17 protein-coding genes are annotated in these 22,669 nt (G+C 60.7%); all 17 read left to right on the top strand.

What is annotated here, in order from left to right; all coding sequences use genetic code 11:
* Positions 1–66 precede the first annotated feature (66 nt).
* The 17 genes from FVQ81_03220 to FVQ81_03140 all read left to right on the top strand — a co-directional run bounded on the left by FVQ81_03220 (position 67) and on the right by FVQ81_03140 (position 22,599).
* The gene (locus tag FVQ81_03220) at positions 67–1,209 is read left to right on the top strand and encodes a UDP-N-acetylglucosamine 2-epimerase (non-hydrolyzing) (GenBank protein MBW7995586.1); all 1,143 of its coding nucleotides are present in this window, start codon (positions 67–69) and stop codon (positions 1,207–1,209) included.
* Positions 1,206–1,823, top strand: coding sequence for an N-acetyltransferase (locus FVQ81_03215; GenBank protein MBW7995585.1), 618 nt, complete (start codon positions 1,206–1,208; stop codon positions 1,821–1,823). The genes FVQ81_03220 and FVQ81_03215 overlap by 4 nt, the downstream gene beginning before the upstream one ends.
* A 3-nt stretch (positions 1,824–1,826) precedes the next feature.
* On the top strand, positions 1,827–3,752 hold the full coding sequence (asnB, locus tag FVQ81_03210) for an asparagine synthase (glutamine-hydrolyzing) (GenBank protein MBW7995584.1): 1,926 nt from the start codon (positions 1,827–1,829) through the stop codon (positions 3,750–3,752).
* On the top strand, positions 3,749–4,972 hold the full coding sequence (locus FVQ81_03205; protein ID MBW7995583.1) for a glycosyltransferase family 4 protein: 1,224 nt from the start codon (positions 3,749–3,751) through the stop codon (positions 4,970–4,972). The genes asnB and FVQ81_03205 overlap by 4 nt, the downstream gene beginning before the upstream one ends.
* On the top strand, positions 4,969–6,048 hold the full coding sequence (locus FVQ81_03200) for a glycosyltransferase family 4 protein (protein ID MBW7995582.1): 1,080 nt from the start codon (positions 4,969–4,971) through the stop codon (positions 6,046–6,048). The genes FVQ81_03205 and FVQ81_03200 overlap by 4 nt, the downstream gene beginning before the upstream one ends.
* 59 nt (positions 6,049–6,107) lie before the next feature.
* The gene (locus tag FVQ81_03195) at positions 6,108–7,949 is read left to right on the top strand and encodes a DUF4330 domain-containing protein (GenBank protein ID MBW7995581.1); all 1,842 of its coding nucleotides are present in this window, start codon (positions 6,108–6,110) and stop codon (positions 7,947–7,949) included.
* A gap of 23 nt (positions 7,950–7,972) precedes the next feature.
* Entirely contained in the window at positions 7,973–8,518 is a 546-nt protein-coding gene (locus FVQ81_03190) for a hypothetical protein (GenBank protein MBW7995580.1), read from the top strand.
* Positions 8,519–8,525: 7 nt separating this feature from the next.
* Positions 8,526–10,409, top strand: a complete 1,884-nt coding sequence (locus tag FVQ81_03185; protein MBW7995579.1) for a glycosyltransferase — start codon at positions 8,526–8,528, stop codon at positions 10,407–10,409.
* A gap of 46 nt (positions 10,410–10,455) precedes the next feature.
* Positions 10,456–11,655: a glycosyltransferase family 4 protein gene (locus FVQ81_03180; protein MBW7995578.1), complete on the top strand. Its 1,200-nt coding sequence runs from the start codon at positions 10,456–10,458 to the stop codon at positions 11,653–11,655.
* Positions 11,656–11,812: 157 nt separating this feature from the next.
* Positions 11,813–12,808, top strand: a complete 996-nt coding sequence (locus tag FVQ81_03175; protein ID MBW7995577.1) for an NAD-dependent epimerase/dehydratase family protein — start codon at positions 11,813–11,815, stop codon at positions 12,806–12,808.
* A gap of 52 nt (positions 12,809–12,860) precedes the next feature.
* Positions 12,861–14,072 carry an undecaprenyl/decaprenyl-phosphate alpha-N-acetylglucosaminyl 1-phosphate transferase gene (locus FVQ81_03170; GenBank protein MBW7995576.1) on the top strand — a complete coding sequence of 404 codons (1,212 nt, stop codon included), beginning with the start codon at positions 12,861–12,863 and terminating at the stop codon, positions 14,070–14,072.
* A gap of 720 nt (positions 14,073–14,792) precedes the next feature.
* Positions 14,793–15,389: an NYN domain-containing protein gene (locus FVQ81_03165; protein ID MBW7995575.1), complete on the top strand. Its 597-nt coding sequence runs from the start codon at positions 14,793–14,795 to the stop codon at positions 15,387–15,389.
* A complete protein-coding gene (trkA, locus tag FVQ81_03160) occupies positions 15,386–16,729 on the top strand; it encodes a Trk system potassium transporter TrkA (GenBank protein ID MBW7995574.1) in 1,344 nt (447 codons plus the stop codon). Before FVQ81_03165 ends, trkA begins: the two co-directional genes overlap by 4 nt.
* Before the next feature lie 60 nt (positions 16,730–16,789).
* Positions 16,790–18,238, top strand: a complete 1,449-nt coding sequence (locus tag FVQ81_03155; protein ID MBW7995573.1) for a TrkH family potassium uptake protein — start codon at positions 16,790–16,792, stop codon at positions 18,236–18,238.
* 110 nt (positions 18,239–18,348) lie between these two features.
* Positions 18,349–20,139 (top strand): elongation factor 4, encoded by a 1,791-nt coding sequence (lepA, locus tag FVQ81_03150; GenBank protein ID MBW7995572.1) that lies wholly within the window; start codon positions 18,349–18,351, stop codon positions 20,137–20,139.
* Between the two features lie 47 nt (positions 20,140–20,186).
* Entirely contained in the window at positions 20,187–21,026 is an 840-nt protein-coding gene (locus FVQ81_03145) for a PHP domain-containing protein (GenBank protein MBW7995571.1), read from the top strand.
* A gap of 103 nt (positions 21,027–21,129) precedes the next feature.
* Entirely contained in the window at positions 21,130–22,599 is a 1,470-nt protein-coding gene (locus FVQ81_03140; GenBank protein ID MBW7995570.1) for a TolC family protein, read from the top strand.
* Positions 22,600–22,669: the final 70 nt, after the last annotated feature.

Genomic DNA, 22,669 nt, shown 5'->3' with positions numbered 1-22,669 from the left:
TGAAAGGAATATTTGTTGAGCGGCAAACTTAAAATCGCGGCGGTGGTGGGTGCCCGGCCCAACTTCATGAAAATAGCGCCGCTGGCCGCGGAAATAGCAAAATACCCGGACCGGTTCGAGTTCGCGCTGGTACATACCGGGCAACATTACGACAACCTGATGAACGACGTGTTTTTCAGCGAACTGGGTATCCCCGAGCCGGACGTCCACCTGGGTGTCGGTTCCGGCAGCCAGGCCGAACAGACCGCCAGGATCATGCTGGAGTTCGAGAAAGTGGCCTCCGGGATCGCTCCCCACGTGGTGGTGGTGGTCGGCGATGTCAACTCCACGATCGCCGCCGCGCTGGTGGCCGCCAAGCTTGGTATCGCCGTGGCCCATGTGGAAGCCGGCCTTCGCAGCCGGGACCGCCGCATGCCCGAGGAGATCAACCGGGTTGTCACCGATGCGCTCGCCGATATCCTCTACACGCCCAGCCGCCTGGCCGACAGGAACCTGCTTGACGAGGGCGTGGCGAAGGAGAAAATCAGCCTCGTGGGCAACATCATGATCGACTCGCTGATCGGTTTCCTGGAACCGGCCGGCAAGCGCAAGGTGGCGGCTGAACTCGGCCTGCCCGCCGATGGCTACGGGCTGGTGACGCTGCACCGGCCCGCCAATGTCGATAACCGGGAGATTCTGGCGGAAATTGTCGCTGCGCTGGTCGAGGTCAGCCGCAGCCTGCCGCTGGTGTTCCCGGTCCACCCCCGCACGGTCAAGATGCTGGCGGAATCCGGACTGGATTCGGCGTTGCAGAACGCCGAGGGCATCAGCCTGATCGAACCCCTGGGTTACCTGGACTTCCTCTGCCTGATGAAATCCGCCCGGCTGGCGATCAGCGATTCAGGCGGGGTCCAGGAGGAAACCACTTACCTCGGAATACCATGTATCACCCTGCGCGAGAACACCGAGCGGCCCGAAACGATCCTGGAGGGCACGAACACGCTGGCCGGCCACAACCGCGAGTTGATTGTCCGCCTGGCGAGCGATGCGGCCGAGGGCCGGGGCAAGACCGGAGGTAACCTGGAGTTCTGGGACGGCAAGGTCGCCGGGCGGATAGTCGATGATCTGGAGCAGCGCCGCGCCTGGCTGATGACCCCGCATGACCAACGGGTGGACCGGGCCGCGATTCAGCTCGACGCTTTCAACCCTGTGTCCGGAAAAAATCAATGAGCGACGATTCAAAAAAATATTTCGCCCACGAAACCGCCTGTATCGATGATGGGGCGGTGATCGGCGAGGGAACCAAGATCTGGCACTTCAGCCATGTCATGGGCGGAGCGCGGCTTGGCCGGGACTGCAGCCTGGGCCAGAACGTGGTGGTTCATTCGACCGCGATTGTGGGCGATGGGGTGAAAATCCAGAATAACGTATCGCTTTACGACGGCGTAATTCTGGAGGACTATGTGTTCTGCGGCCCGTCGATGGTGTTCACCAACGTGGTCAACCCCCGCAGCCACACGCCGCGCAAGGACGAGTACAAGCAGACCCTGGTCAAACAGGGCACCACTATCGGGGCCAACGCCACCGTGGTCTGCGGCAACACGATCGGCGTCCACGCGTTCGTGGGCGCGGCCTCGCTGGTCACCCGCGATGTTCCCGACCATGCGTTGGTTTTCGGTGTTCCGGCCAGACTCCAAGGCTGGATGTGCACCTGCGGCGTGCGCCTGGAACTGGGAATCGATCCCGAAGGCGCCGAAGAGACCGTCTGCGCTGCTTGCGGACGGAGCTTTTCCCGCAAGGGTCGCGTAGTCCGCAAACAGCCCACGCGGGAAGCCGGGGAATAAACCATGTGCGGGATAGCCGGAATCGCCGACAGCAGCGGAGTGCCGATCGAGCAGCAACTGCTGGGTGCAATGGCCTCCGCGATTGTCCATCGCGGACCGGACGATGACGGTTTTTACCGTAACCCGGCCGCCGAAGGTACGGGTGACGGCGGAGCTTCGGCCGGCCTGGCGTTCCGTCGTCTGAGCATTATCGATGTTGCCGGCGGCCGGCAGCCGCTCGCCAGCGAAGACGGTTCGATCAAGCTCGTGTTCAACGGCGAGATTTATAACTACCTCCAGCTTACAGAACAACTCGAGGCCGCCGGCCACCGCTTCGCCACCCGCTCTGACGCCGAGACGGTTATCCACCTCTACGAGAGCCACGGGATCGACGGGGCCTGCCGCAGGTTGCGCGGGATGTTCGCCTTCGCGCTCTGGGACCAGAACCGGGGCGAGCTGCACCTGGCCCGCGACCGGGCGGGCAAGAAGCCGCTGGTTTATCATCGGGCCGGCGGCAGGATATCGTTTTCCAGCGAGCTGGCCTCCCTGCTGACCGACCGGCGGATCGAAAGACGGATCGACTGGAGCGCGATTTCCCATTTCCTGACTTTCATGTGCGTACCGGCTCCGCTGACCGCGTTCGATGGCGTATGCAAGCTGCCGCCCGCCCACTGGCTCAGCTGGCGCGACGGCCGGATCCAGACAGGCCGCTACTGGGAACTCTCCTACGGTCCCAAGCTGAATATCAGCCGCGAGGAGGCCTGCGAGGCAATCCGCGAGAAACTACTGGAGGCCACCAGTCTGCGGCTGATGAGCGAGGTGCCGCTGGGCGCCTTTCTCAGCGGGGGGATAGACTCCAGCGCCGTGGTGGCGGCCATGAGCCGGGCCGGCGGTGGACGGGTTAAAACGTTCAGCATCGGCTTCGAGGAGAAGAAGTTCAACGAGCTGCCGTACGCGCGGATGGTGGCACGGGCCTACGACACCGAGCATGAGGAGTTTATCGTCCAGCCGAAAGCCCTGGAGGTGCTGCCGCTGCTGGTCAGACACTACGGCGAGCCGTACGCGGACAGCTCGGCGATCCCGACATTCTACCTCTCGCGAATGACCCGCCGTCACGTGACCGTGGCTCTCAACGGCGATGGCGGAGACGAGTCGTTCACCGGTTACCGCAGGCACTACGCCATGCACATGGCCGACCTGTTCCACTCTCTGCCCTCTCCTGTCAGAAAACTGGGCAGCGGCGTGCTGGGGCTGGTCTGCCCCAGGGCGCACGAACGCACGAGTCTGGCCGCCGGCCTGCGACGGTTCGCCGAGGCCGCCAACCTGCCGCGCACAGAGCGTTACGCCCGCTTTATCGGGTTTTTCTCCGAGGACAGTAAACGGGAGCTGCTTAGCGCCACGGCGCTGGATGCCGCGGGAAGCACAAATTCGGTTGAGCTGCTGCGCCCCCTGTTCGAGCAGGCGCGGGAGCTTGACGGTTCCGAGGCGGCCGCGTTTGTCGACACCATGTTCTACCTGCCCAACGACTTGCTGGTCAAGGTGGATATCGCCACGATGGCCAACGGCCTCGAAGGCCGCAGCCCGCTGCTGGACCACGAACTGATGGAACTGGCCGCCCGCCTGCCGGCCGCCTACAAACTGCGGGGCCGCAAGCTGAAAGCGATCCTCAAGGAAGCGGTCAGCCCCTGGCTGCCGCCGGAAGTGCTGTCCAGGCGCAAGTGGGGGTTCGCCGTACCGATCGGGAGCTGGTTCCGCGGCGAGCTGCGCGAGTTCGTTGCCGACCATCTGCTGGGCGATTCTTTCGCCAATCGCGGATTTTTCAACCCGGAGAAAGTCCAGGCGCTGCTGGAGCAGCACTGGGAGGGGCGCCGCGACCGTGGCCACCACCTGTGGATCCTGCTGATGTTCGAGTTGTGGCTGAGGGAATTTTTCGACGGGCAGGACGGATGACTACCAGGGTAATGTATATTAGTTACGACGGACTGCTGGACCCGCTGGGCCAAAGCCAGGTCCTGCCCTATATCCGTGAACTCGCCCGCCGGGGTGTGAATATCCGGGCGATAAGTTTCGAGAAACCTGAACTTGCCGCTCCCCGGGCAATCGAAAAAACAAAAGCGGAACTGGCCGCGGCCGGTGTCCGGTGGCATCCCCTGCCCTACCATCGCCGACCAACCCTGCCGGCCACCGCCTGGGATATCCTGCGGGGGATTTCACTGGCCCGCTCACTGGCGAAACGCGAGAGCGTGGACCTGGTCCACGCCCGCAGCTATATCGCCGGGATAATCGCGCTGGCGGCCTGCCGCAGGACAGGCGCGAAATTTCTGTTCGACATGCGCGGATTCTGGCCCGATGAGCGGGTGGAAGGCGGCGGCTGGAAAAAAGACGGCCTTCTTTACCGCAGTTTCAAGGCAATCGAGCGCAGGCTGCTCGCCGGCGCCGACGGGATAGTCTCGCTGACGCGCCGGGGGGCGGATATCCTGGAGCGCGATATGCTGCCGGCCGCGCGCGGGGACTCTCCGCCCGTGGCGGTGATCCCCACCTGCGCCGATCTCGATCGCTTCCTCCCCGTGGAGAGGCAAAGATCCGGAGTTGACAACGTAAGGCTGATTTATCTGGGCAGCCTGGGAAGCTGGTACATGCTGGAGCAGATGCTCGCGTTCTTCTCCGTGCTCAGGAAGCAGGCGCCCGGCAGCACATTCCGGATCCTGACCGGTTCCGATCCCGGAATGGTGGAGCGTTCGGCGGAAGCCGCGGGGATCGGCCCCGATACGCTGGCGGCTGTCAGCGTGGAAACCGTGCCCCACGAGCGTGTGCCGGAGAAACTGGCCGCGGCCGACTGCTCCATCTTTTTTATCAGGCCGACATTCAGCAAACAGGCCTCATGCGCCACCAAGTTCGCCGAAAGCCTGGCCTGCGGCGTCCCGGTGGTGATCAACTCAGGGGTCGGCGACCATGACCGCCATGTCCGCGGCCCCCGTACCGGAGTAGTGCTCGATTCACTGGATGAAGAAACCTACCGCACGGCGGCGGTGACGCTTACGGAACTGCTGAAAGACCCCGACACGGCCTCGCGCTGCCGGACTGTCGCGGAGGAAAGTTTCTCCCTGGCCGGAGCGGTGGAACAATATTTAGGTCTTTACGAACGGCTGACCGACGGGAAGAGGCGATGAAAAATATCCTGTTTATCGTCCCCTACCCGCCCCAGGGGGCCAGTAACAGGTTCAGGGTACTTCAATTCCTGCCCGGACTTGAGAAGGAGGGTATCGGCGCCAGGGTCCGGCCGTTTTACAGCCAGGCCTTGTGGCGAATTCTCTACCGTGAGGGAAAAGTTTTCCGCAAATTACTGCTCGGACTCGGCTGCGCTGTCAACCGACTGCTTGATTTGTGGCGTGCATTGGCCTACGATATGGTATTCATCCACCGCGAGAGCTTCCCGGTGGGTCCGGCCTGGTTCGAACGCTGCCTTCGCCTGCTGGGCAAACCGTATATCTACGATTTCGATGATGCGGTTTTTCTGCCCAACGCCGCGCGCTCGAACCGTCTGTTCGCCCGGCTGAAATGCCCGGGCAAGACCGCCGCGGTTGTGCGGATGAGCAGCCTGACAATCGCGGGCAACAGCTACCTGGCCGACTTCGCCAGGCGCTCCGGGGCGGGACGTGTGGAAATTGTCCCGACAGTGGTTAATACAGAGGTCTTCCGTCCGGCGCGCAGCCGAAGCGCTCAGGAGGCGGTGGTTGTCGGCTGGATCGGCAGTGCGACCACGATCGATTTTCTGGCGCCGTTCATCGACATCTGGCAGCGGGTGATCGAACGTATCCCCGAAGCGCGGCTTCGAATCGTGGGGGGGAGCCTGCCCGAACCGTGGCCCGCCGGCGTGGAATGTGTTGCCTGGAGTATGGATACCGAGGTTTCGGAACTTCAGCGTTTCGATATCGGGATCATGCCGATGCCGGACAACCAGTGGACCCGAGGCAAGTGCGCGTTCAAGGCTATCGAATACATGGCCGCCGGCGTTCCGGCGGTATGCAGCCCTGTGGGCATGAATCTTGATCTGATAACCCACGGGAAAACAGGTTTTCTGCCCGGTGACGAAAACGAATGGACTGAAACTATTATCCGCCTCGCCGGTGATCCGGAGCTGCGCAGCGCGGTGGGAACCGCCGGACGCAGTGTGATCGAGGAGAATTTCAGCCTCCAGGCTGTCCAGCCACGATTGCTCCGGATTATCCGGGAAGCTGCCGGATAGCACTGGATAAATCGTGCCGGAATAGCCTTCAAGCTTTAACCTTGTCGGAGAGCCGCACCGTGAAACTGATCGACGAGAAGGGACGCCTGTTCGGCCTGATCAACCTGCTTGACCTGGCTGTTATCCTGGGAGTACTGGCCGCGCTTTACGTCGGCATTTCTTCCTGGGTGGCAATCAGCCAGCCCCGGTTGCAGGCGCTGGGAATCAGACCCGCAAAAATAAGCAGCGGCGCACCCGCAAAAGTCACAGTCAAGCTGGATAACAAGCGCTATCTGCTCAGTGCCCGGCTGCACCTGATCCCGAAGTCGTTCAAGGGAAAAACTGTTTTACTCGACGGCAAAATCCCATTCAACGTTCGTGACAGTGTCCTGTTCAACGTTCCGGCCGATCTCCAGGCCGGCACTTATGAAACAGTACTCGAAGCCGTTACCATGGATGTTTTCAGACGCCAGTCGACCTATACTCTCCCGCTGGCCAAGGGGGATTTCGTGGTCAGCTCGGTGGTCAGCTCAGCGCCAAAACAAAGGTTTAAGCCGTCCTACGGCGGCCAATGCTTCTGGTCCCTTGAATTTACTTCCCTGGTGCTGAGTCAGGGGAATGAAGGCGCCGGGCTGGAGCCGGGTGACAGCCTGTTCAGTATGTCCGGTCTTGCATTTACTGTCAGGTCAGTGGATCCTCAGGTTCCGGCGGAACGTCTGTCCGCGGTGCCTGAATCCCGGCGGACACAGGTAATTGCCTCAGCCGAACTGACTGTGTCCGCCGATTACGACCGGCTGGCTGAATTTCTTGAAAACAGCGGTTCCGCTATCACCGTGGAGCACCTGGGGCAGGAATACCGGATCATGCCCGCTGCCGAAACTTCTGTTGAACTTGATATGTTGTTCTACCTGAAGGAGCCGGACCAGGTGAGCCTGCTGGACGTTCAATCGATACTCTCCGGAGATGAGGAACTGCCTCGCGCAGTTGTCAAGGTCTCATACGGCGAGGCCGACAACCCCTGGTTCAGCCGCGGTTCGGTCGATCCCGGCGGCGACGTGCTGCATGCGTTCGAAGTCGCCCGTATCAGGCTCAGCTGCCGCCTTGCCGAGGGCGGCCTGTATTTCGGACGCTCCCGGCTGGAGCCGGATCGCCTGCTGAGATTCGATGTCGGGGGCACCCGCCTGACCGGTGGAATTCTCAGCAAATCCCAGCCGGAGTTGAGAGCTGTCGTCCGCGTAATGATAGAGGCGATGCCGGCCAGGCTTGTTCCACTGCTCAGGGCCGGATTAAAAGTCTCCGACTCTAAGGGCAGCGTACAAGCCGGTGAAATCCATCGTGTTCTTGATATAGATCCCCTGGGAACTCCCGCGGCTCTGTCATATCGCAGTCAGCCGGGGTTCGGCAGAGAATTCAGGCGTGTGATTCTGGACCTGGAACTTAACTGCACGGTGTCCGGCGGTGTTCCGCGCTTTTTTAATCAGCAGATCGATTTCGGGCGCAGCCTGAATTTTGCCCTGCTGGGCCAGCCGCTGAATGGAGTTGTTCATTACGCCGGTGAACTGCGGCCAGCCGGACAGCTTGTCTGGCAATCCGTCCAGGTTGAATTCAGGAACGTGCCCCAGGAGCTGGTGGCCTGGGTCAGGCCGGGTGAGCAGGAATATTCTCTCGAGAGACCGCCCTCCTGGAAAATAGAACGGATAATGTCCAACCAGCCTGCCAAAATTCTTTATCCCAGCCCGGACGGCCGTCAGGCCCTGCTCGCCGATCATCCTGCCAGCCGGGATATCCGCTGTCAGGTCAGCTTGCTGGTTTTGCAGGCCGGCGACGATATGTTTTATAACGGAAACCTGCTCAAAGTCGGTTCCGGACTTAGTTTCAATGCAAGGCGCTGGAGCTTCGGCGCGGCCCTGGTGGCGTTTTAGGCTCGGCGACAGGGGATAAAATCGTGTTCATACCGGATAAAAACGTGTTGCTGGATGGCTCGATCACCTGCAGGGTCCTGCAGAGCGTGGCGGCAAACAGCCGCTTTTGGAAGATTGCGGAACAAATGCCTGCTGCGCTTTCCCGGACATTCTGTTACAGCCTTCTGGTCATCTTTGTCCGGGAGCGAGTGATGCCTGTTTTCCTGGTCGGCGATTACCTCGACAAGCCGCTCCAGCTCGATTCCGCGACGCTGGAAAAGTCGTTTACCTGGACCTGGATCAGGGCAGCAAAGCAGCGCGCTGTCCGGCTCTGTTCCAGGCTGACCGACCTGACTGCCGTGTCAGGAAGCCGTCTGGCAGCCAACCTGCTGGCGATTCGATCGAGTGACAGGCTTGCGGTGCGGCGTCAGGCCACGGCGGTCATTCTGCTGTTTGTGAGCGCCTATTACCCGGTCAGGTTCATCCTGCTGGCGTTGTTTCCTTCGGCGAGCGCCTACGCCGGGATCGGCGCAGGCTTGGCGCTGGGCCTGATACTGTCGGCCCTGCTGCTCCTGGTATCAGGAAAATGAGCGACTCATGCTTAACGGCCGGGACATAATCTGTTTCTCCTCGATAGACTGGGATTTCAACTGGCAGGGCCACCAGGAAATCATGCAGCGCCTGGCGGCGGCGGGCAACCGGGTGCTCTATGTGGAAAACACCGGGGTTCGCGCTCCGCGGCCCTCCGATCTGGGACGAATGCGCCGTCGGCTGGTGAACTGGTGGAAAAGCTATCGCGGATTCCGCCGTCAAGCCGATAATCTCTATATTTTCAGCCCCCTGGTCCTTCCCTTGCCTCACAGCCGTATCGCCCGCTGGATCAACCGCCGGATGATGAGCGGGGTACTCAACTCGTGGTTCAGGTCGCAGCGTTTCAGCGATCCGATAGTCTGGACATTCCTGCCCAGCCGCCTGACCATGGAGGTTATCGAGCATATCCCGCACAAACTGCTGATTTATTACTGTATCGACAGTTTCCGCCATTCAAGTCCCGCCGCCGGCAAAATCGAAGCCAGCGAACGCGAGATGATCAAACTGGCCGACCTCGTGCTGGTAACCAGTGAAAAACTGGCCGCCCATTGCAGGCCACACAATCCTAATGTGCATAAATACCCGTTTACGGTGGATTATCAATTTTTCGCAGGAGTGCGTGAGGACCCTTCCTCGGGCACGCCGGAGGACCTGGAATCCATTCCCCGGCCGCGGATCGGCTATATCGGTGGTTTGCACCGCTGGCTGGATATCGATCTGCTGGCCTCCCTTGCCGAACGGCTGCCCCGGGTCCAGCTCGTCCTGATCGGCCCGGAGCAGGAATCGATGGCCGGACTCCGGTCCATACCCAATGTCCACCTGACAGGCGCACGTCCCCACGATCAGCTTCCGCGCTATCTCAAGGGATTCGATATCGGACTGATACCCTACCGGCTTACCGATTACACTCAATATGTCCACCCCACCAAGCTCAATGAATATCTGGCGATGGGGCTGCCGGTGGTAAGCACTCCGATTGAAGAGATGAAGTTGTTTGCCGGTGAGCATTCCGGCGTCGTGGAAATCGGCCGCGACGCCGAGGAGCTGGCCCGGCTGATCGAACGCAAACTCGCCGCGCTCTCGGGTGAAGAGGAACTGAAGCTTCGTCGGCGCCGGATTGAACTCGCGCGCGAGGCCGGCTGGGAAAACAGTCTGGAACAGATGTGCTCGCTTATCGAGCGGAGAATCGAAGAGGTCAGGCCAGGTGACGACACCGGCTGGCTGGAACGCCTTGCCGCAGTAAGCCACTCACGACGGCGCCAGTTTCTCACTATCGCCGCCTCCCTGCTTGTGCTCTGGCTGCTGATAACCTCCAGCTCGACTGTCCGCTGGCTGGGCGCTCCGCTGGTGGCCACAGGTCCGGTAACGTCCAGTGAGGTCATCCTTGTCTTCGGCGGCGGAGTCGGTGAAACCGGCAGTCCGGGCAGCAGCACGTTCGAGCGGGCGGGCTGGGCTGCCGAACTCTACGAGAGAGGACTCGCCGATAAAATCGTCTTTTCCAGTGGTTATCAGCAGCTCTCCCGCCGCGATGCCGAGGATATGCGCAAGGTCGCCTCTGCCCAGGGTGTGAGTGAAACCGATATTATCCTGGACCCGCTGGCGGCCAATAATTACGAAAACGTTCGGAATTGTCTGGAGATTATGTCCAAGACAGGCTTCAAATCCGCTCTGGTTGTTACCGGGCTGTACAATTCGCGCAGGACACGGCTGCTGCTCGACACTCAGCTGCAAAAGCTCCGCCTGCCCGGAGTCACTCCGGATTCACTGAGGGTTGTCCCGCCGCCGGAGAGTGTCTTTTTTCATCCCGACGGGGATCGGTTTTCCCAGCTTGGCGCTATCTTTCATGAATACGCCGCGATGTTAAAGTACTGGTGGAAAGGCTGGCTCTGAACCAAGTTGACACTGGAACTTGTTACCACACCCGGAGTGCGCTGAAATGGTCAAGATGGCCGAGAAACGCAAAATTAAAATCCTGAGGATAATCGCCCGGCTCAATATCGGCGGCCCGGCCCTGCATGTGATTATCCTCAACAGCGAGCTTGACCCGGCGAACTATGTCAGTCGGCTCGTGACCGGACGCGAATCGCCGGCCGAGGGCAACATGAACGACCTGGCCGAAGTGAAAAACGTCCACCCGATCGTGATCGAAGCCCTGGGGCGGGAAATCTTCTTCCGGGACGATATCAAGGCGCTGATAAATCTGATCCGGCTGATCCGCCGCGAACAGCCCGACATAGTCCATACCCATACCGCCAAAGCCGGAACTCTGGGCCGGATTGCCGCCAAGCTGACCGGCGTCTCCGTGATCATCCACACTTTCCACGGACACGTATTTCACAGCTATTTCGGCTACTTCCAGACCAAATTTTACTTGTGGCTGGAAAGGCTGTTGGCTAAATTCACCGATGTCATCATAACCGTAGGAGAGCATCAGCGGCGGGAAATAATCGACTATAAGATCGCCGATTCCGACAAGATTGTCTCCGTGCCCCTGGGGCTTGATCTCAAGCCGTTCGTGAAATCCGACGCAGAGCCCGATCAGTTGCACCGGGAACTTGAGCTCGAAACCGGTACGCTGCTCGTAGGTATTGTCGCGAGGCTGGTGCCGATCAAAAATCACGTCTGTTTTCTCGAGGCGGCCCGGATAATCTCTGCGAAAAACGAGCATGTCCGCTTTTTAATTATCGGCGACGGAGAGTTACGCGCTTTTCTGGAAAGAAAAACCAGGGAACTGGGCCTGGAATCCAGGGTTATCTTCATGGGTTTCCAGCATAATCTGACCAAGATTTATTCCGGTCTCGACATCGTTACCTTGAGTTCCTTCAACGAGGGACTTCCGGTGGCCCTGATCGAGGCGATGGCTGCCGGTAAACCGGTGGTCAGCACCGATGTGGGCGGTGTGCGGGACCTGATTCTCGACGGTGACAACGGCCTGCTGGTGCCGTCCAACGATCACCGGGCCCTGGCCGATGCCATCCAGTACCTGCTGGCAAAACCAGGCCGGCGGAAAATGATGGGAGAGGCCGGCCGCCGCAAAGCGTATCCCCTGTTCGACAAGAACAGGCTGCTGGAGGATATCGACAGGCTGTATCGCGATTTGCTGACAAAAGAGAAGGTGGGCCATTATCTGGATTAAACTCCTGACTCCGGTCATTTCGATGATCTCTGACCGGCAAGACCAGCTTTTCCGACCTCTCGGCTCCGGCCGCCTCCAGGGTGAGGCGGCAATCGCCGGACAGCCCCTCCCGGGCCATTCCTCAGCGCCATTTCAGAATTAATCAGGGAGAGCTTCGATGAGAGCGCTTGTTACCGGCGGCGCCGGGTTTATCGGGTCGCACCTTAGCGAGAAACTGCTGGAGTCGGGACATGAAGTTACCATTATCGACGACCTGTCCACGGGCCGGATGGAGAATATCACCCAGTTCAAGGGCCGCCCCGGCTTCACGTTCGCTATCGAAAGTATCCTCAATGAAACCGTGATGGACCGGCTGATCTGCGAGTGCGACATCATCTTCCACCTGGCGGCCGCGGTGGGCGTCGAACTGATTGTCAACCGCCCGGTGGAAGTGATCGAAACCAATATCCTGGGTTCGGAGATGGTGCTGAAGGTGGCCAACCGTTACAAGAAAAAAACCCTGATAACTTCGACCAGCGAAATTTACGGTAAAAGCGACAAGGTCCCCTTCGGCGAGGAGGACGACAGCCTGATGGGCCCCACCACCAAGAACCGCTGGTCGTACGCCTGCTCCAAGGCGATCGATGAATTCCTGGCCCTGGCCTATTACCAGGAGAAAAATCTGCCCGTCGTGATCGCCCGGCTGTTCAATACCGTCGGCCCCAGGCAGACCGGACGTTACGGGATGGTGATTCCCCGGTTCGTTGCCACCGCGCTGCTTGGTGAAACTATCCCGGTCTACGGCGACGGCACCCAGAGCCGCTGTTTCACCCATGTTGCCGATACCGTGGAATTCATGATCCGCCTCAGCGAACTGCCCGAGGCCGAGGGCCAGATCTTCAACGTGGGCAACACCCAGGAAATCACGATCGCCGACCTGGCCGGAAAGATCAGGGAGATGACCGGCAGCGAGTCCGAAATCCGCAAAATCCCCTACGACCAGGCTTACGCCGAGGGCTTCGAGGACATGCTGCGGCGTATCCCCGATATCTCGAAAGTCTGCCGGGTAACCGGCTTCGAACCGCGCCACGATCTGGATGAAATCCTGAGCAATGTGATCGACTATGTGCGTGAAGTCGGCCCCGAAACCCTGCTCTCTCCCAACCGGAAATGACACGAAGCGGAGGGAGCGAACCCCGTAACCGGCCCTGCAACCGGATCTGCCGATGATTTTCAGCCCGGACATCATGATTTCAGCGCTGAGTATCCTGGCCGGGGTGAGTGTCCTGTCCTATATCCTCGTTCTTATTTTCAAGCGGCTGGCCCTCGACGCCGGCGTTGTCGACACTCCCCGTAACGACCGCTTCCATGCCGAGCCTGTCCCCCTGCTGGGCGGCAATGCAATCTACATGGCGTTCCTGCTTGGCCTGATGATTCGCGGGATGGTGGATATCTGGGAAGCCCTGCTGATGTTCAGTGGCGTCATTTTTCAGCTCTACGGTATCGCGCGCCACCCGCGCAGGGTCTACCTGTTTTTCGTCATCGCGGCGATCTGGTGTACTATCGGGGGAATTATCGTCGCCGACGGGGACGGGGCTGACCAGGTGCTGGGGCTGCTGATCGGCGGGACGATCCTGCTGCTGGTAGGCAATGTGGACGACGCCAGGGGAGGGGTTATCCCCCACGTCAAGCTCGTCGGTCAGCTTATCGCCGGTTTCTTCCTGATCTATTTCGGAATCAGCGTCGCCTTCTTCACCGACATAGCCACCCATTGGGGCATGCCGTGGCTGATCTGGCTGGCCTATCCGTTCACCCTGTTCTGGATTATCGGCCTCACCAACGCTTTCAACCTGATCGATAACATGAACGGTCTCTCCTGCGGAGTGGCGGTCACCAGCAGTTTCTTTTTCGGCCTGATCAGTTTCGTCAACGGCCAGTTCGATCTCGGCTTCATCTTTTTTATCCTGGCCGGAGCGGGGGTCGGCTACCTGCCCCATAATTTCCCGCGGGCCAGAATTTTCATGGGTGACTCGGGATCCCTGTTCACGGGCTTCATAATCGCCGGCCTCTCAATTGTCGGTAGTTGGGGCACCGCGGCCGGAGTGCCGGGCGGCGGTCTCAAACTGTCGCTGGCTATCCCGATGCTGGTGCTGATCTATCCCATTTTCGACGTGAGCCTGGTGACGATCACCCGCGTGATCCGCCGCCGGCCGATATCCCTGGGCGGCAAGGACCACAGCAGTCACCGGCTGGTCCGCATGGGTCTCAAACCGACTGACGCTGTGCTGCTGATTTACGCCTTCAGCAGCTTCACCGGCTTCTGCGCGTTGTTTCTGACCATGATCGGCTACGAGCAGGCTATCCTGATGCTGGCCTTCAACTTCTTGTTCATTTTCCTGGTCGGTCTGCGCCTTGCCAGAATCGAGACAGATGAATAATATTTGCACCTGATGGACTCCCAGCACTATATTTGAGCCGTGTCAGTTACTCTCATTCTCAATCTTTGCAACGAAAGGTACAACTGAAAAATGCATACCAGAAACGACACCGACACAAACCCGGACAGGCTTTTCTTTCCGTCCGACGAGCAGCTCCGGTTGCTGCTGGAAAACCTGTTCGAACGCCAGCGGCTGATCGAGCTGGCCCACCGCTGCACTACCCGCGACGAAAAGTTCGATCTTCGCCAGGCGCGCACGCACGAGCTGATAGAGGTCCTGCTGGACGCCTGGAAGGCAGGTCCGCAGCGCTCCTCCGGCAGCCTGTGGGGAGCGATGGACCAGGAACTCGCCGGCCGGATGAAAAACTATCTCGGCCTCGGCGAATACAAGCTCCGCGAACAGTTGGAATCGCTCAAGTCGGAGGGTACGCTCGACCGCAAAACCGCCTGCATCCTGCTCTGGGTGCTGATGCACGAGAAGCACGGCACCCTGCTCGAAGAGTTCGAGACCATGCTCAGCCACGGGTTCCGCGACTTCGGGCAGAGCCTGCTGGCCCAGCGCCCCCTGTGCATGAGCAAATTGCACGCGCTGGAGGAACGTATGGAGGGAGTGGGCCGCGAACTCAAGGGCCTGCTGATCGAACAGACCAAGGAGATCGGGAGGCTGCGCAACCGTCTGGAGCAGCTCGAGGGCGGACCGCGTACCGAACATTACGGCGGGATGCCGGAAAACCGTCGCCTGGAGGATCTCCCCGAGGAAAATATCCGGGTCGGCGTGTTTATCGATGTGCAGAACATGTTCTACGCGGCCAAGAAACTCGACGGGGCCAGGCTGGACTACGAGTCTATCCTGGACAGGATCGTGGGCAGGCGCCGCCAGATCATGGCCCTGGCCTATATTGTCGAATCCCCGGATATCGACCAGAGCGGTTTTATCAGCCTGCTCAAGAAAAAAGGCTACCAGGTCCGCCGCAAGGAGCTGAAGTCGTTCTCCGACGGAACCGCCAAGGGTGACTGGGACATGGGGATCGCCATCGACATTATCGAGGCGGCGCCGGACCTCGACGTGGTGGCGCTGGTCAGCGGCGATGGCGATTTCGTTTCGCTGGTTCAGCTTGTCAAGCGACTGGGGCCGGTGGTCGAACTTTACGCGTTCAACCACAATCTCTCCGGCGAGCTGCGGGAAACCGCGGACAAGTTCAACGAAATCGGCAGCGAGATGCTGCTTAAGGAATATGGCAATAACGCCTCCGGCCATGGCGCACAGGAGCCGGTGAACGAAAACAGCGAGACCACCCAACAAGAGCAGTCCGCATGAAGGCGATTATCATCGGGGCCGGCGACGTCGGCTTTCAGCTCGCCAGCCGGCTCTCTCAACAGGGTGAGGAAATCGTGGTCATCGATGTCGACCAGACCAAGGTCGACCGGGTCGAAAACCATCTGGACGTGCTGGGCCTGCTGGGCAGCGGCGTCGATTTCCGCATCCTCGAACGCGCACAGATCAACCGTACCGACACCCTGATCGCTGTCAGCGACGACGACGAAGTCAACATCCTCGCCTGCCAGCTCGCCTCGCGCTACGAAGTCCGGACCAAGGTGGCCCGGGTGGGCGGAGACTACTACTACGGCGAATCTCCGCTGGCGCTCGCCGGCTCGCTGGGCATCGATGTGCTGGTTAACCCCCAGGAGGCCTGCGCCCAGGAAATCCAGCGCCTGCTCAAGTTCGCCGCCGCCACCGATGTGGTGGAGTTCGCCGATGGCGAAGTTGTGCTGATGGGAATGCGGGTGGGCGAGGGCTTCCTGTTCCGCGACCGGGCGCTCAAACAGATCGCCGGTGAATTCGAGAAGCGGAAGTTCCTTGTCGCCGCGATCAGCCGCGGCGAGCAGACCATTATCCCCCACGGAAATGACGCGATCCACGAAGGCGACCTGCTCTACGTGATCGGCAAGAGCGACGCCACCACCGATATGCTCCGCCTGGCGGGCTACGAGAACCGCAGCCTGCATCGCGTGATGCTGGCCGGCGGCACGGCCGTGGCGGTCCGGCTGGCACATTTGCTGGAAAGCCAGGGGGTGATCCCGATCGTTTTCGAAAGCGACCGCGCGCGCTGCGCCGTGCTGGCCGAGATCCTGGCCTCCAGCCTGGTGCTCCACGGCGACGCCACCGACCTGGAGCTGCTGGAAAGCGAGGGCGTGGATGGTGTGGACGGGTTCGTGGCGCTCACCGATGACGACGAGAACAACATCATCAGCTCCCTGGTGGCCAAGAACATGGGCGCCACCAAAACTATCTCCCAGATCAAGCGGCTCGAATATCTCAACCTCGCTACCAGGATCGGGGTCGACGCCTCGGTCAGCCCGCATCTGTCCACTGTCAACGCTATCCTGGCAGCCACCCACAGCGAGCGGCTGCTGACCCTGGCCACCCTGAGAGGCATGAGCGTGCAGTTCATGGAGATCTCGGTCCGCGAGGGCCTGCCTTATGTCGGTAAAATGCTCAGGGACCTCGAAATCCCCTCGGACTGCATTATCGGCTCGGTGGTCAGGGAGGGTAAAACCTTTATCCCCCACGGTGAGGATACTCTGTTGCCCGGGGATAACGTGGTCATTTTCACCCTGGCCCGTCAGTCCAAGAAAGTACACAAATTTTTCCTCTGACCTCAGCCGCAGCCAGGGGAATGCGCCTCCGTTTCACCCCGGGAGCACGGACCGCCGAAGATGAAAATCAGGCTTGTGTTATACGTGGTGGGCTTCCTGCAGGTATTTATCGGCCTGACCATGGCCCTGCCGGCCTGGTGCGCCTGGTACTACGGCGAAAGCACGTTGGGACCGATCCTGGAGGCGATGGCGATCTCGGTGGTCGGCGGCGCGGCGATTGCCTGGCTCGCGCGCAGTGACGACGATATCCGGGTGCGCGAGGGTTTCGCTATCGTCACCTTCGGCTGGATTTTCGCCGCCTTGTTCGGCAGCTTCCCGTACCTGCTCTCCGGCTCGATCCCCTCGTTTACCGATGCGTTTTTCGAGACTCTCAGCGGGTTCACTACCACCGGGGCCTCGATCCTGACCGATATCGAAAGCCAGCCGCTGTCGATCCTGATCTGGCGCAGCCAGACCCAGTGGCTGGGCGGGATGGGAATTATCGTGCTCTCGATCGCCATCCTCCCCTTCCTGGGCGTGGGCGGCATGCAGCTGTTCAAGGCCGAGGTCCCCGGCCCCACTCCCGACAGGCTGAAACCGCGGATCAGCCAGACAGCTACCCTGCTCTGGGCCGTGTACCTCCTGCTGACCGCCCTGGAGGTTCTGCTGCTTCACCTGGGCGGCATGAACCTGTTCGACTCGGTCAACCATGCTTTCACGACGATGGCCACCGGCGGGTTCAGTACCAGGAACCTCTCAGTGGGCCATTACCAGAGCCGGTACATCCAATACGTGATCGTCCTGTTCATGTTCCTGGCCGGGGCTAATTTCTCCCTGCACTACCGCTGCCTCACCGGCCGCGGCCTCAAAGCCTATTTCCGCGACCGCGAATGGCAGTTCTATGTCAGCATTCTCGGGGGAGCCACGATCGTGGTGTTCCTGGTCAACTGGATGCACGGCTCCGGCGCGAGCGAGCAGACCTTCCGCGACAGCATGTTCCAGGTGGTCTCGATAACCACCACCACCGGCTTTTCCACCGCTGATTTCGACGCCTGGGGACCGCTGAACAGGATGATGCTGCTGGCGCTGATGTTTGTCGGCGGGTGCGCGGGCAGCACCGGCGGCGGGATGAAAGTGATCCGGCTGCTGCTGCTGCTCAAGCACGGCAAGACCGAACTGAAAAAACTGCTCCATCCCCAGGCGGTGGTGCTGGTCAAGGTAAACAAGATCAGGGTCCGGCCGGAAGTGATGCTCAACGTGCTGGGTTTTTTCAGCCTCTATATCGCCCTGTTCCTCTTTTTCTCCTTCGTAATGGCCGGTCTCGGCATGGACATTGTCACCGCCACAAGCAGCGTGGCCGCCACTCTCGGCAATATCGGCCCCGGCCTGGCCGGAGTGGGCCCGATGCAGAATTACGCCGCTATCCCCGAACTCGGCAAATGGATGCTTTCGCTGTGCATGCTGCTGGGCCGTCTCGAGGTCTTCACCGTGATCGTCCTGTTCATGCCCGAGGTCTGGCGCAAGTTCTGATCAATCCTGCCATTGTACGGCTTTCCTTTTCATTTTTCCCGAATTTGGTTATCTTAGAGGATTGTGTCCAAAACGCTGTCGCGGGCCACAGTCTCTGTGAGGAATACCGGATGCAGCAAATACGCAACTTCTGCATTATTGCACATATAGACCACGGCAAGAGCACTCTCGCCGACCGCCTGCTGGAGTCCACCCACACCCTGGATCAGCGCGAGATGCGCGAGCAGGTGCTCGACAGCATGGACCTGGAACGCGAGCGGGGGATCACGATCAAGGCCCACGCCATCCGGATGGACTACGACGCAGCCGACGGCAAGCGCTACCAGTTCAACCTGATCGACACCCCCGGCCATGTCGATTTCAACTACGAGGTAAGCCGCAGCCTGGCCGCCTGCGAGGGCGCGCTGCTGGTGGTGGACGCTGTCCAGGGCGTGCAGGCCCAGACCCTGAGCAACCTCCTGCTGGCCATGGACCACAACCTGGCGATAGTTCCGGTGGTCAACAAGATCGACCTGCCCGCAGCCAGAGTTGATGAGGTCTGCGACGAACTCGAGGAACTGCTGAGCGTGGAGCGCGGGGAAATCCTCGCGGTCAGCGCCAAACAGGGGATCGGGATCGATACCGTGCTCGAGGCCGTGGTCGCCCGGATCCCACCACCTGTCGGCGACCCGGACGCCCCGCTCAAGGCGCTGATTTTCGACAGCTATTTCGACCAGTACCGCGGGGCCGTCCCGCTGGTGCGGGTGATCGACGGGCGCATGGGAGCCGGGATGACCCTGCGCATGTTCGCCACCGGAGGAGAGTACGAGGTGGACGAGGTCGGTATCCAGCAGCTCAAGCCCAAAAAGACCGACCGGCTCGAAGCCGGCGAGGTGGGCTACCTGATCGCCGGGATCAAGCGGCTGGACCATACCCGCGTGGGCGATACTGTCACCGACCGCGACCGCCCGGCCGACAGTCCCCTGCCGGGCTACCGGGAGGTCAAGCCGATGGTGTTCGCGGCCGTGTTCCCGGTGAACAACGACGACTACGACGGCCTCAAGGACGCCCTGGAGCGGCTGAAACTCAACGACGCATCGTTGAGCTACGAACCGGAAACATCCATCGCCCTCGGCTTCGGTTTCCGCTGCGGGTTCCTGGGTCTGCTGCACCTGGAGATTATCCAGGAGCGGCTGCAGCGCGAGTACGATGTCAAGATCCTCGCCACCGTGCCCAACGTGCGCTACCGGGTGCTGATGACCGACGGTGAAGTGCTGGAGCTCTCCAACCCCTCGCGCCTTCCCGACCGCGCCGGCGTGAAGCGGATCGAGGAGCCCTATGTCAAGGTGCGGATTTTCGTCCCCGCCGACTACGTGGGGCCGATCATGGAACTCTGCAACGAACGCCGCGGCGAGTACGGCGAGATGATTTATCTCGACCAGCGCCGGGTGGAACTGGTTTACGCCCTGCCCCTGGCCGAGATCCTGTTCGATTTTTACGACCGGCTCAAGACTGTCAGCCGCGGATACGCCAGTTTCGACTACGAGTTCTCCGGCTACCGCGCCAGCGAGCTGATCCGGCTCGACATCCTGGTCAACAGCGACCCGGTGGACGCGCTGAGCGCGATTATCCACCGCGACAAGGCCAGGCCCCGGGGTGTCAGGCTGATCGAGAAGCTCAGGGAACTCATTCCGCGCCAGATGTTCGAGGTGGTGCTGCAGGCCGCTATCGGCGGACGGGTGATCGCCCGCGAGGTGATCCGCCCGCTGCGCAAGAATGTGACCGCCAAGTGCTACGGCGGCGACATCACCCGCAAGCGCAAGCTGCTGGCCCGCCAGCGCGAGGGCAAGAAGAAGATGAAGCAGGTCGGCCAGGTTGAAATCCCGCAGGAAGCGTTCCTGGCCGTGCTGAAAATGGATTGAACCCGGCCGCGGCCTGATGGTATAACAATGAGACAGGTGTCAATGCAATGCCTTTGAGAGCGGACCTTCACATACACAGCGCTTACTCCGACGGCAAGATGAACGTGACCGAGCTGGTGCCGCTCGCCCGTGAGCGGGGCCTGCACGTGCTGGGGATCACCGACCACGATACGGTCGACCATTACGGGGATGCGCTGGCCTGCGGGCGCGAGCACGGGTTGACGATGATCTGCGGCACCGAGTTCAGCACCAGGCTGGGCGAGCGCGAACTGCATATCCTGGGCTACGGACTCGACCCCGCCGAGCCGCGGCTGGTCCGGCATATCGATGGAGTCCGGCAGCGGCGCAAGGAGCGCGCGCATGAGATACTCAGCCTGCTCAACGAGCGTAACGTGCGGATTCCCCACGACGAGCTCGACCGGGTGCCCCGTCTTAAAACGATCGGCCGGGTGCTGATCGCCGACCTGATTTACAACTACGGTTACGTGCGCTCGCCGGAGGAAGCGTTCGATGTCTACCTGGGCAACAACGGCAGCGCGTTCGTACCCTACAGCCCCGCCGACGCGCTGGAGGTGATCGAGCTGATCGGCGAGCTGGGCGGAGTCAGCGCCCTGGCCCATCCCTCGCGCGACGAGGTCGAGGATTCTGTCGATCTCCTCTGCGAGGCCGGCATGGACGGGATCGAACTCTGGCGTCCGGGGGTCTATCGCTCCACCGCCAACGCTATCCGCAACAAGGGCCGTCAGCACGACCTGGTGTTCACCGGCGGCAGCGACTGGCATTACGAGGGCGGCAGGTTCAACCTGGGTGAGTTCCATATCAGCACCGCCCGCCTCGCCCGGTTTTTCGACCTGCTGGGAGTCAAGCCGGAAAGGTCTGCCGATTGACGGCAGCTGCCCGAAAATAGATGAAACCAAATGCCCGGTTCGGTTGTCTAAACCTTATGCAAGCCGAACCTGAGACGAATCAAACGAATTTACCGGAGGATCCATGAATTACCGTGTTGCGGGCGTTGTGCTGGCCGCCGCCGTCCTGAGCCTGTCTTTGCAGGGCCGGTTGACGGCTGCGGAGCCAGCGGACCCGCCGGGCGAGATGGCCGCAGAGACGGTCCTGCCGGCGGAACAGATTCCTTTCTTCCACACATACAACCTTACCGCCCTGTTCCCGGTGGGAGCCGCCGCGATCGGTCAGGCCGGCTTCGGCGGCGAGGTGCTGACCCTGGACGATTGTATCGACTATGCGCTGGCCGGCAATCCGACCCATGCCAAGGCCAGGGAGAACATGCGGGGCGTGAAGCCGGCCATGCTGGTTGCCTGGGGCAACTACATCCCCACTCTCAGCTCCAGTTACGGCCTGAGCCAGAGCAACCGCACCTCCAGCTTCCTGGATCCCAGCGGCGTACTGCGTACCTCCGGCGGTATCAGCAAATCGAGCTACGCGTCGCTCAGGATGAACCTGAACATTTTCGACTCGGCCCGTCATTATTTCGATCTGAAAAACGCCCGGTATTTCCGCCGCCAGCGGGAAAGCCAACTTTCGGCAAGCGAGCTGAACCTGGTGGACCAGATGCGCCGGGCCTATATCAACGCCCTGCGGCAGCAGCAGCTGCTGACCGCCGCCGAAAGCCAGGCCGAAAACCGGCGCGAGCAGCTTCGTCTGGCCGAGGCCCGCCACTCGGTGGGTTCGGTCACCCGGCTCGACGTGCTCCAGGCCCAGGTGGATCTCAAGGACCAGGAACTGGTTATCATCCAGCGCCAGAACGATCTGGCCCAGGCCAAAATGCAGCTCAACCGTCTGATGGGCCGCGCCCTGGAAGCCGTGTTCGGAGTGGTCGACCAGTTCGATGTCGACCGGCTGGAACTGGACCTCGGCCGCATGATCGATTACGCCCTGGCGAACCATCCCGATATCGCCGCGATCGACTACCAGGTCCGCCAGCAGCGCAACAACCTGTGGATGGGACGGCTGGATTACCTGCCGACAATCAGTACCAGCTTGAACTATTCCCGTACCGATGAAGGGCTGGAGCTGATCCCCAACCGTGACAAGGGCCGCGGCTTGAGTTTTGGGATAAGCTGGAACATCTGGGATTCATTCCAGCGTTACAGCCGCAACCGCACCCTGGAGATCCAGCTCAACAACCTGGTCTACGACCTCGAAGCCGCCAGGATGGATATCGAGCAGGATATCCGCGCCTTCTGGCTCGACTTACAGCAGCTCTATGAGAGTCACCTGGCGCTGGCCGAAAGCCGCGACCTCCGTCAGCAGTCCCTGGAACTGGAACAGGAACGTTACCGCCTGGGTGCCGCCAGCCTTCTGGACCTTCGCCAGGCCCAGACCGATTTCTCGCAGGCCGAAGTCAACTACATCAATTCCAAGTACGAATTCCATACCGCGCTCTCGAATCTTTCCGGCAGCGTAGGCCGCCGTGTCGAATCTCTGGTGGAGGAGTTGCGCTAGCCCGGGTACGTACTACGAGCGGCTTCAAGCGTAGAAAAAACCCGGTTTTGCGCCGGGTTTTTTTTAACGA

Source organism: Candidatus Glassbacteria bacterium (assembly GCA_019456185.1).
Lineage (GTDB): Bacteria > Gemmatimonadota > Glassbacteria > GWA2-58-10 > GWA2-58-10 > JAJRTS01.
The sequence above is the reverse complement of the archived record's forward strand: the minus strand, read 5'-3'. Positions and strand labels throughout refer to the sequence as shown.

Excerpts from the sequence above, each read along its gene's own strand:
- FVQ81_03220 (MBW7995586.1), top strand. The coding sequence starts at position 67 with ATGAAAATAGCGCCGCTGGCCGCGGAAATAGCAAAATACCCGGACCGG.
- FVQ81_03215 (MBW7995585.1), top strand. The coding sequence starts at position 1,206 with ATGAGCGACGATTCAAAAAAATATTTCGCCCACGAAACCGCCTGTATC.
- asnB (MBW7995584.1), top strand. The coding sequence starts at position 1,827 with ATGTGCGGGATAGCCGGAATCGCCGACAGCAGCGGAGTGCCGATCGAG.
- FVQ81_03205 (MBW7995583.1), top strand. The coding sequence starts at position 3,749 with ATGACTACCAGGGTAATGTATATTAGTTACGACGGACTGCTGGACCCG.
- FVQ81_03200 (MBW7995582.1), top strand. The coding sequence starts at position 4,969 with ATGAAAAATATCCTGTTTATCGTCCCCTACCCGCCCCAGGGGGCCAGT.
- FVQ81_03185 (MBW7995579.1), top strand. The coding sequence starts at position 8,526 with ATGCTTAACGGCCGGGACATAATCTGTTTCTCCTCGATAGACTGGGAT.
- FVQ81_03180 (MBW7995578.1), top strand. The coding sequence starts at position 10,456 with ATGGTCAAGATGGCCGAGAAACGCAAAATTAAAATCCTGAGGATAATC.
- FVQ81_03175 (MBW7995577.1), top strand. The coding sequence starts at position 11,813 with ATGAGAGCGCTTGTTACCGGCGGCGCCGGGTTTATCGGGTCGCACCTT.
- FVQ81_03170 (MBW7995576.1), top strand. The coding sequence starts at position 12,861 with ATGATTTTCAGCCCGGACATCATGATTTCAGCGCTGAGTATCCTGGCC.
- FVQ81_03165 (MBW7995575.1), top strand. The coding sequence starts at position 14,793 with ATGCCGGAAAACCGTCGCCTGGAGGATCTCCCCGAGGAAAATATCCGG.
- trkA (MBW7995574.1), top strand. The coding sequence starts at position 15,386 with ATGAAGGCGATTATCATCGGGGCCGGCGACGTCGGCTTTCAGCTCGCC.
- FVQ81_03155 (MBW7995573.1), top strand. The coding sequence starts at position 16,790 with ATGAAAATCAGGCTTGTGTTATACGTGGTGGGCTTCCTGCAGGTATTT.
- lepA (MBW7995572.1), top strand. The coding sequence starts at position 18,349 with ATGCAGCAAATACGCAACTTCTGCATTATTGCACATATAGACCACGGC.
- FVQ81_03145 (MBW7995571.1), top strand. The coding sequence starts at position 20,187 with ATGCCTTTGAGAGCGGACCTTCACATACACAGCGCTTACTCCGACGGC.
- FVQ81_03140 (MBW7995570.1), top strand. The coding sequence starts at position 21,130 with ATGAATTACCGTGTTGCGGGCGTTGTGCTGGCCGCCGCCGTCCTGAGC.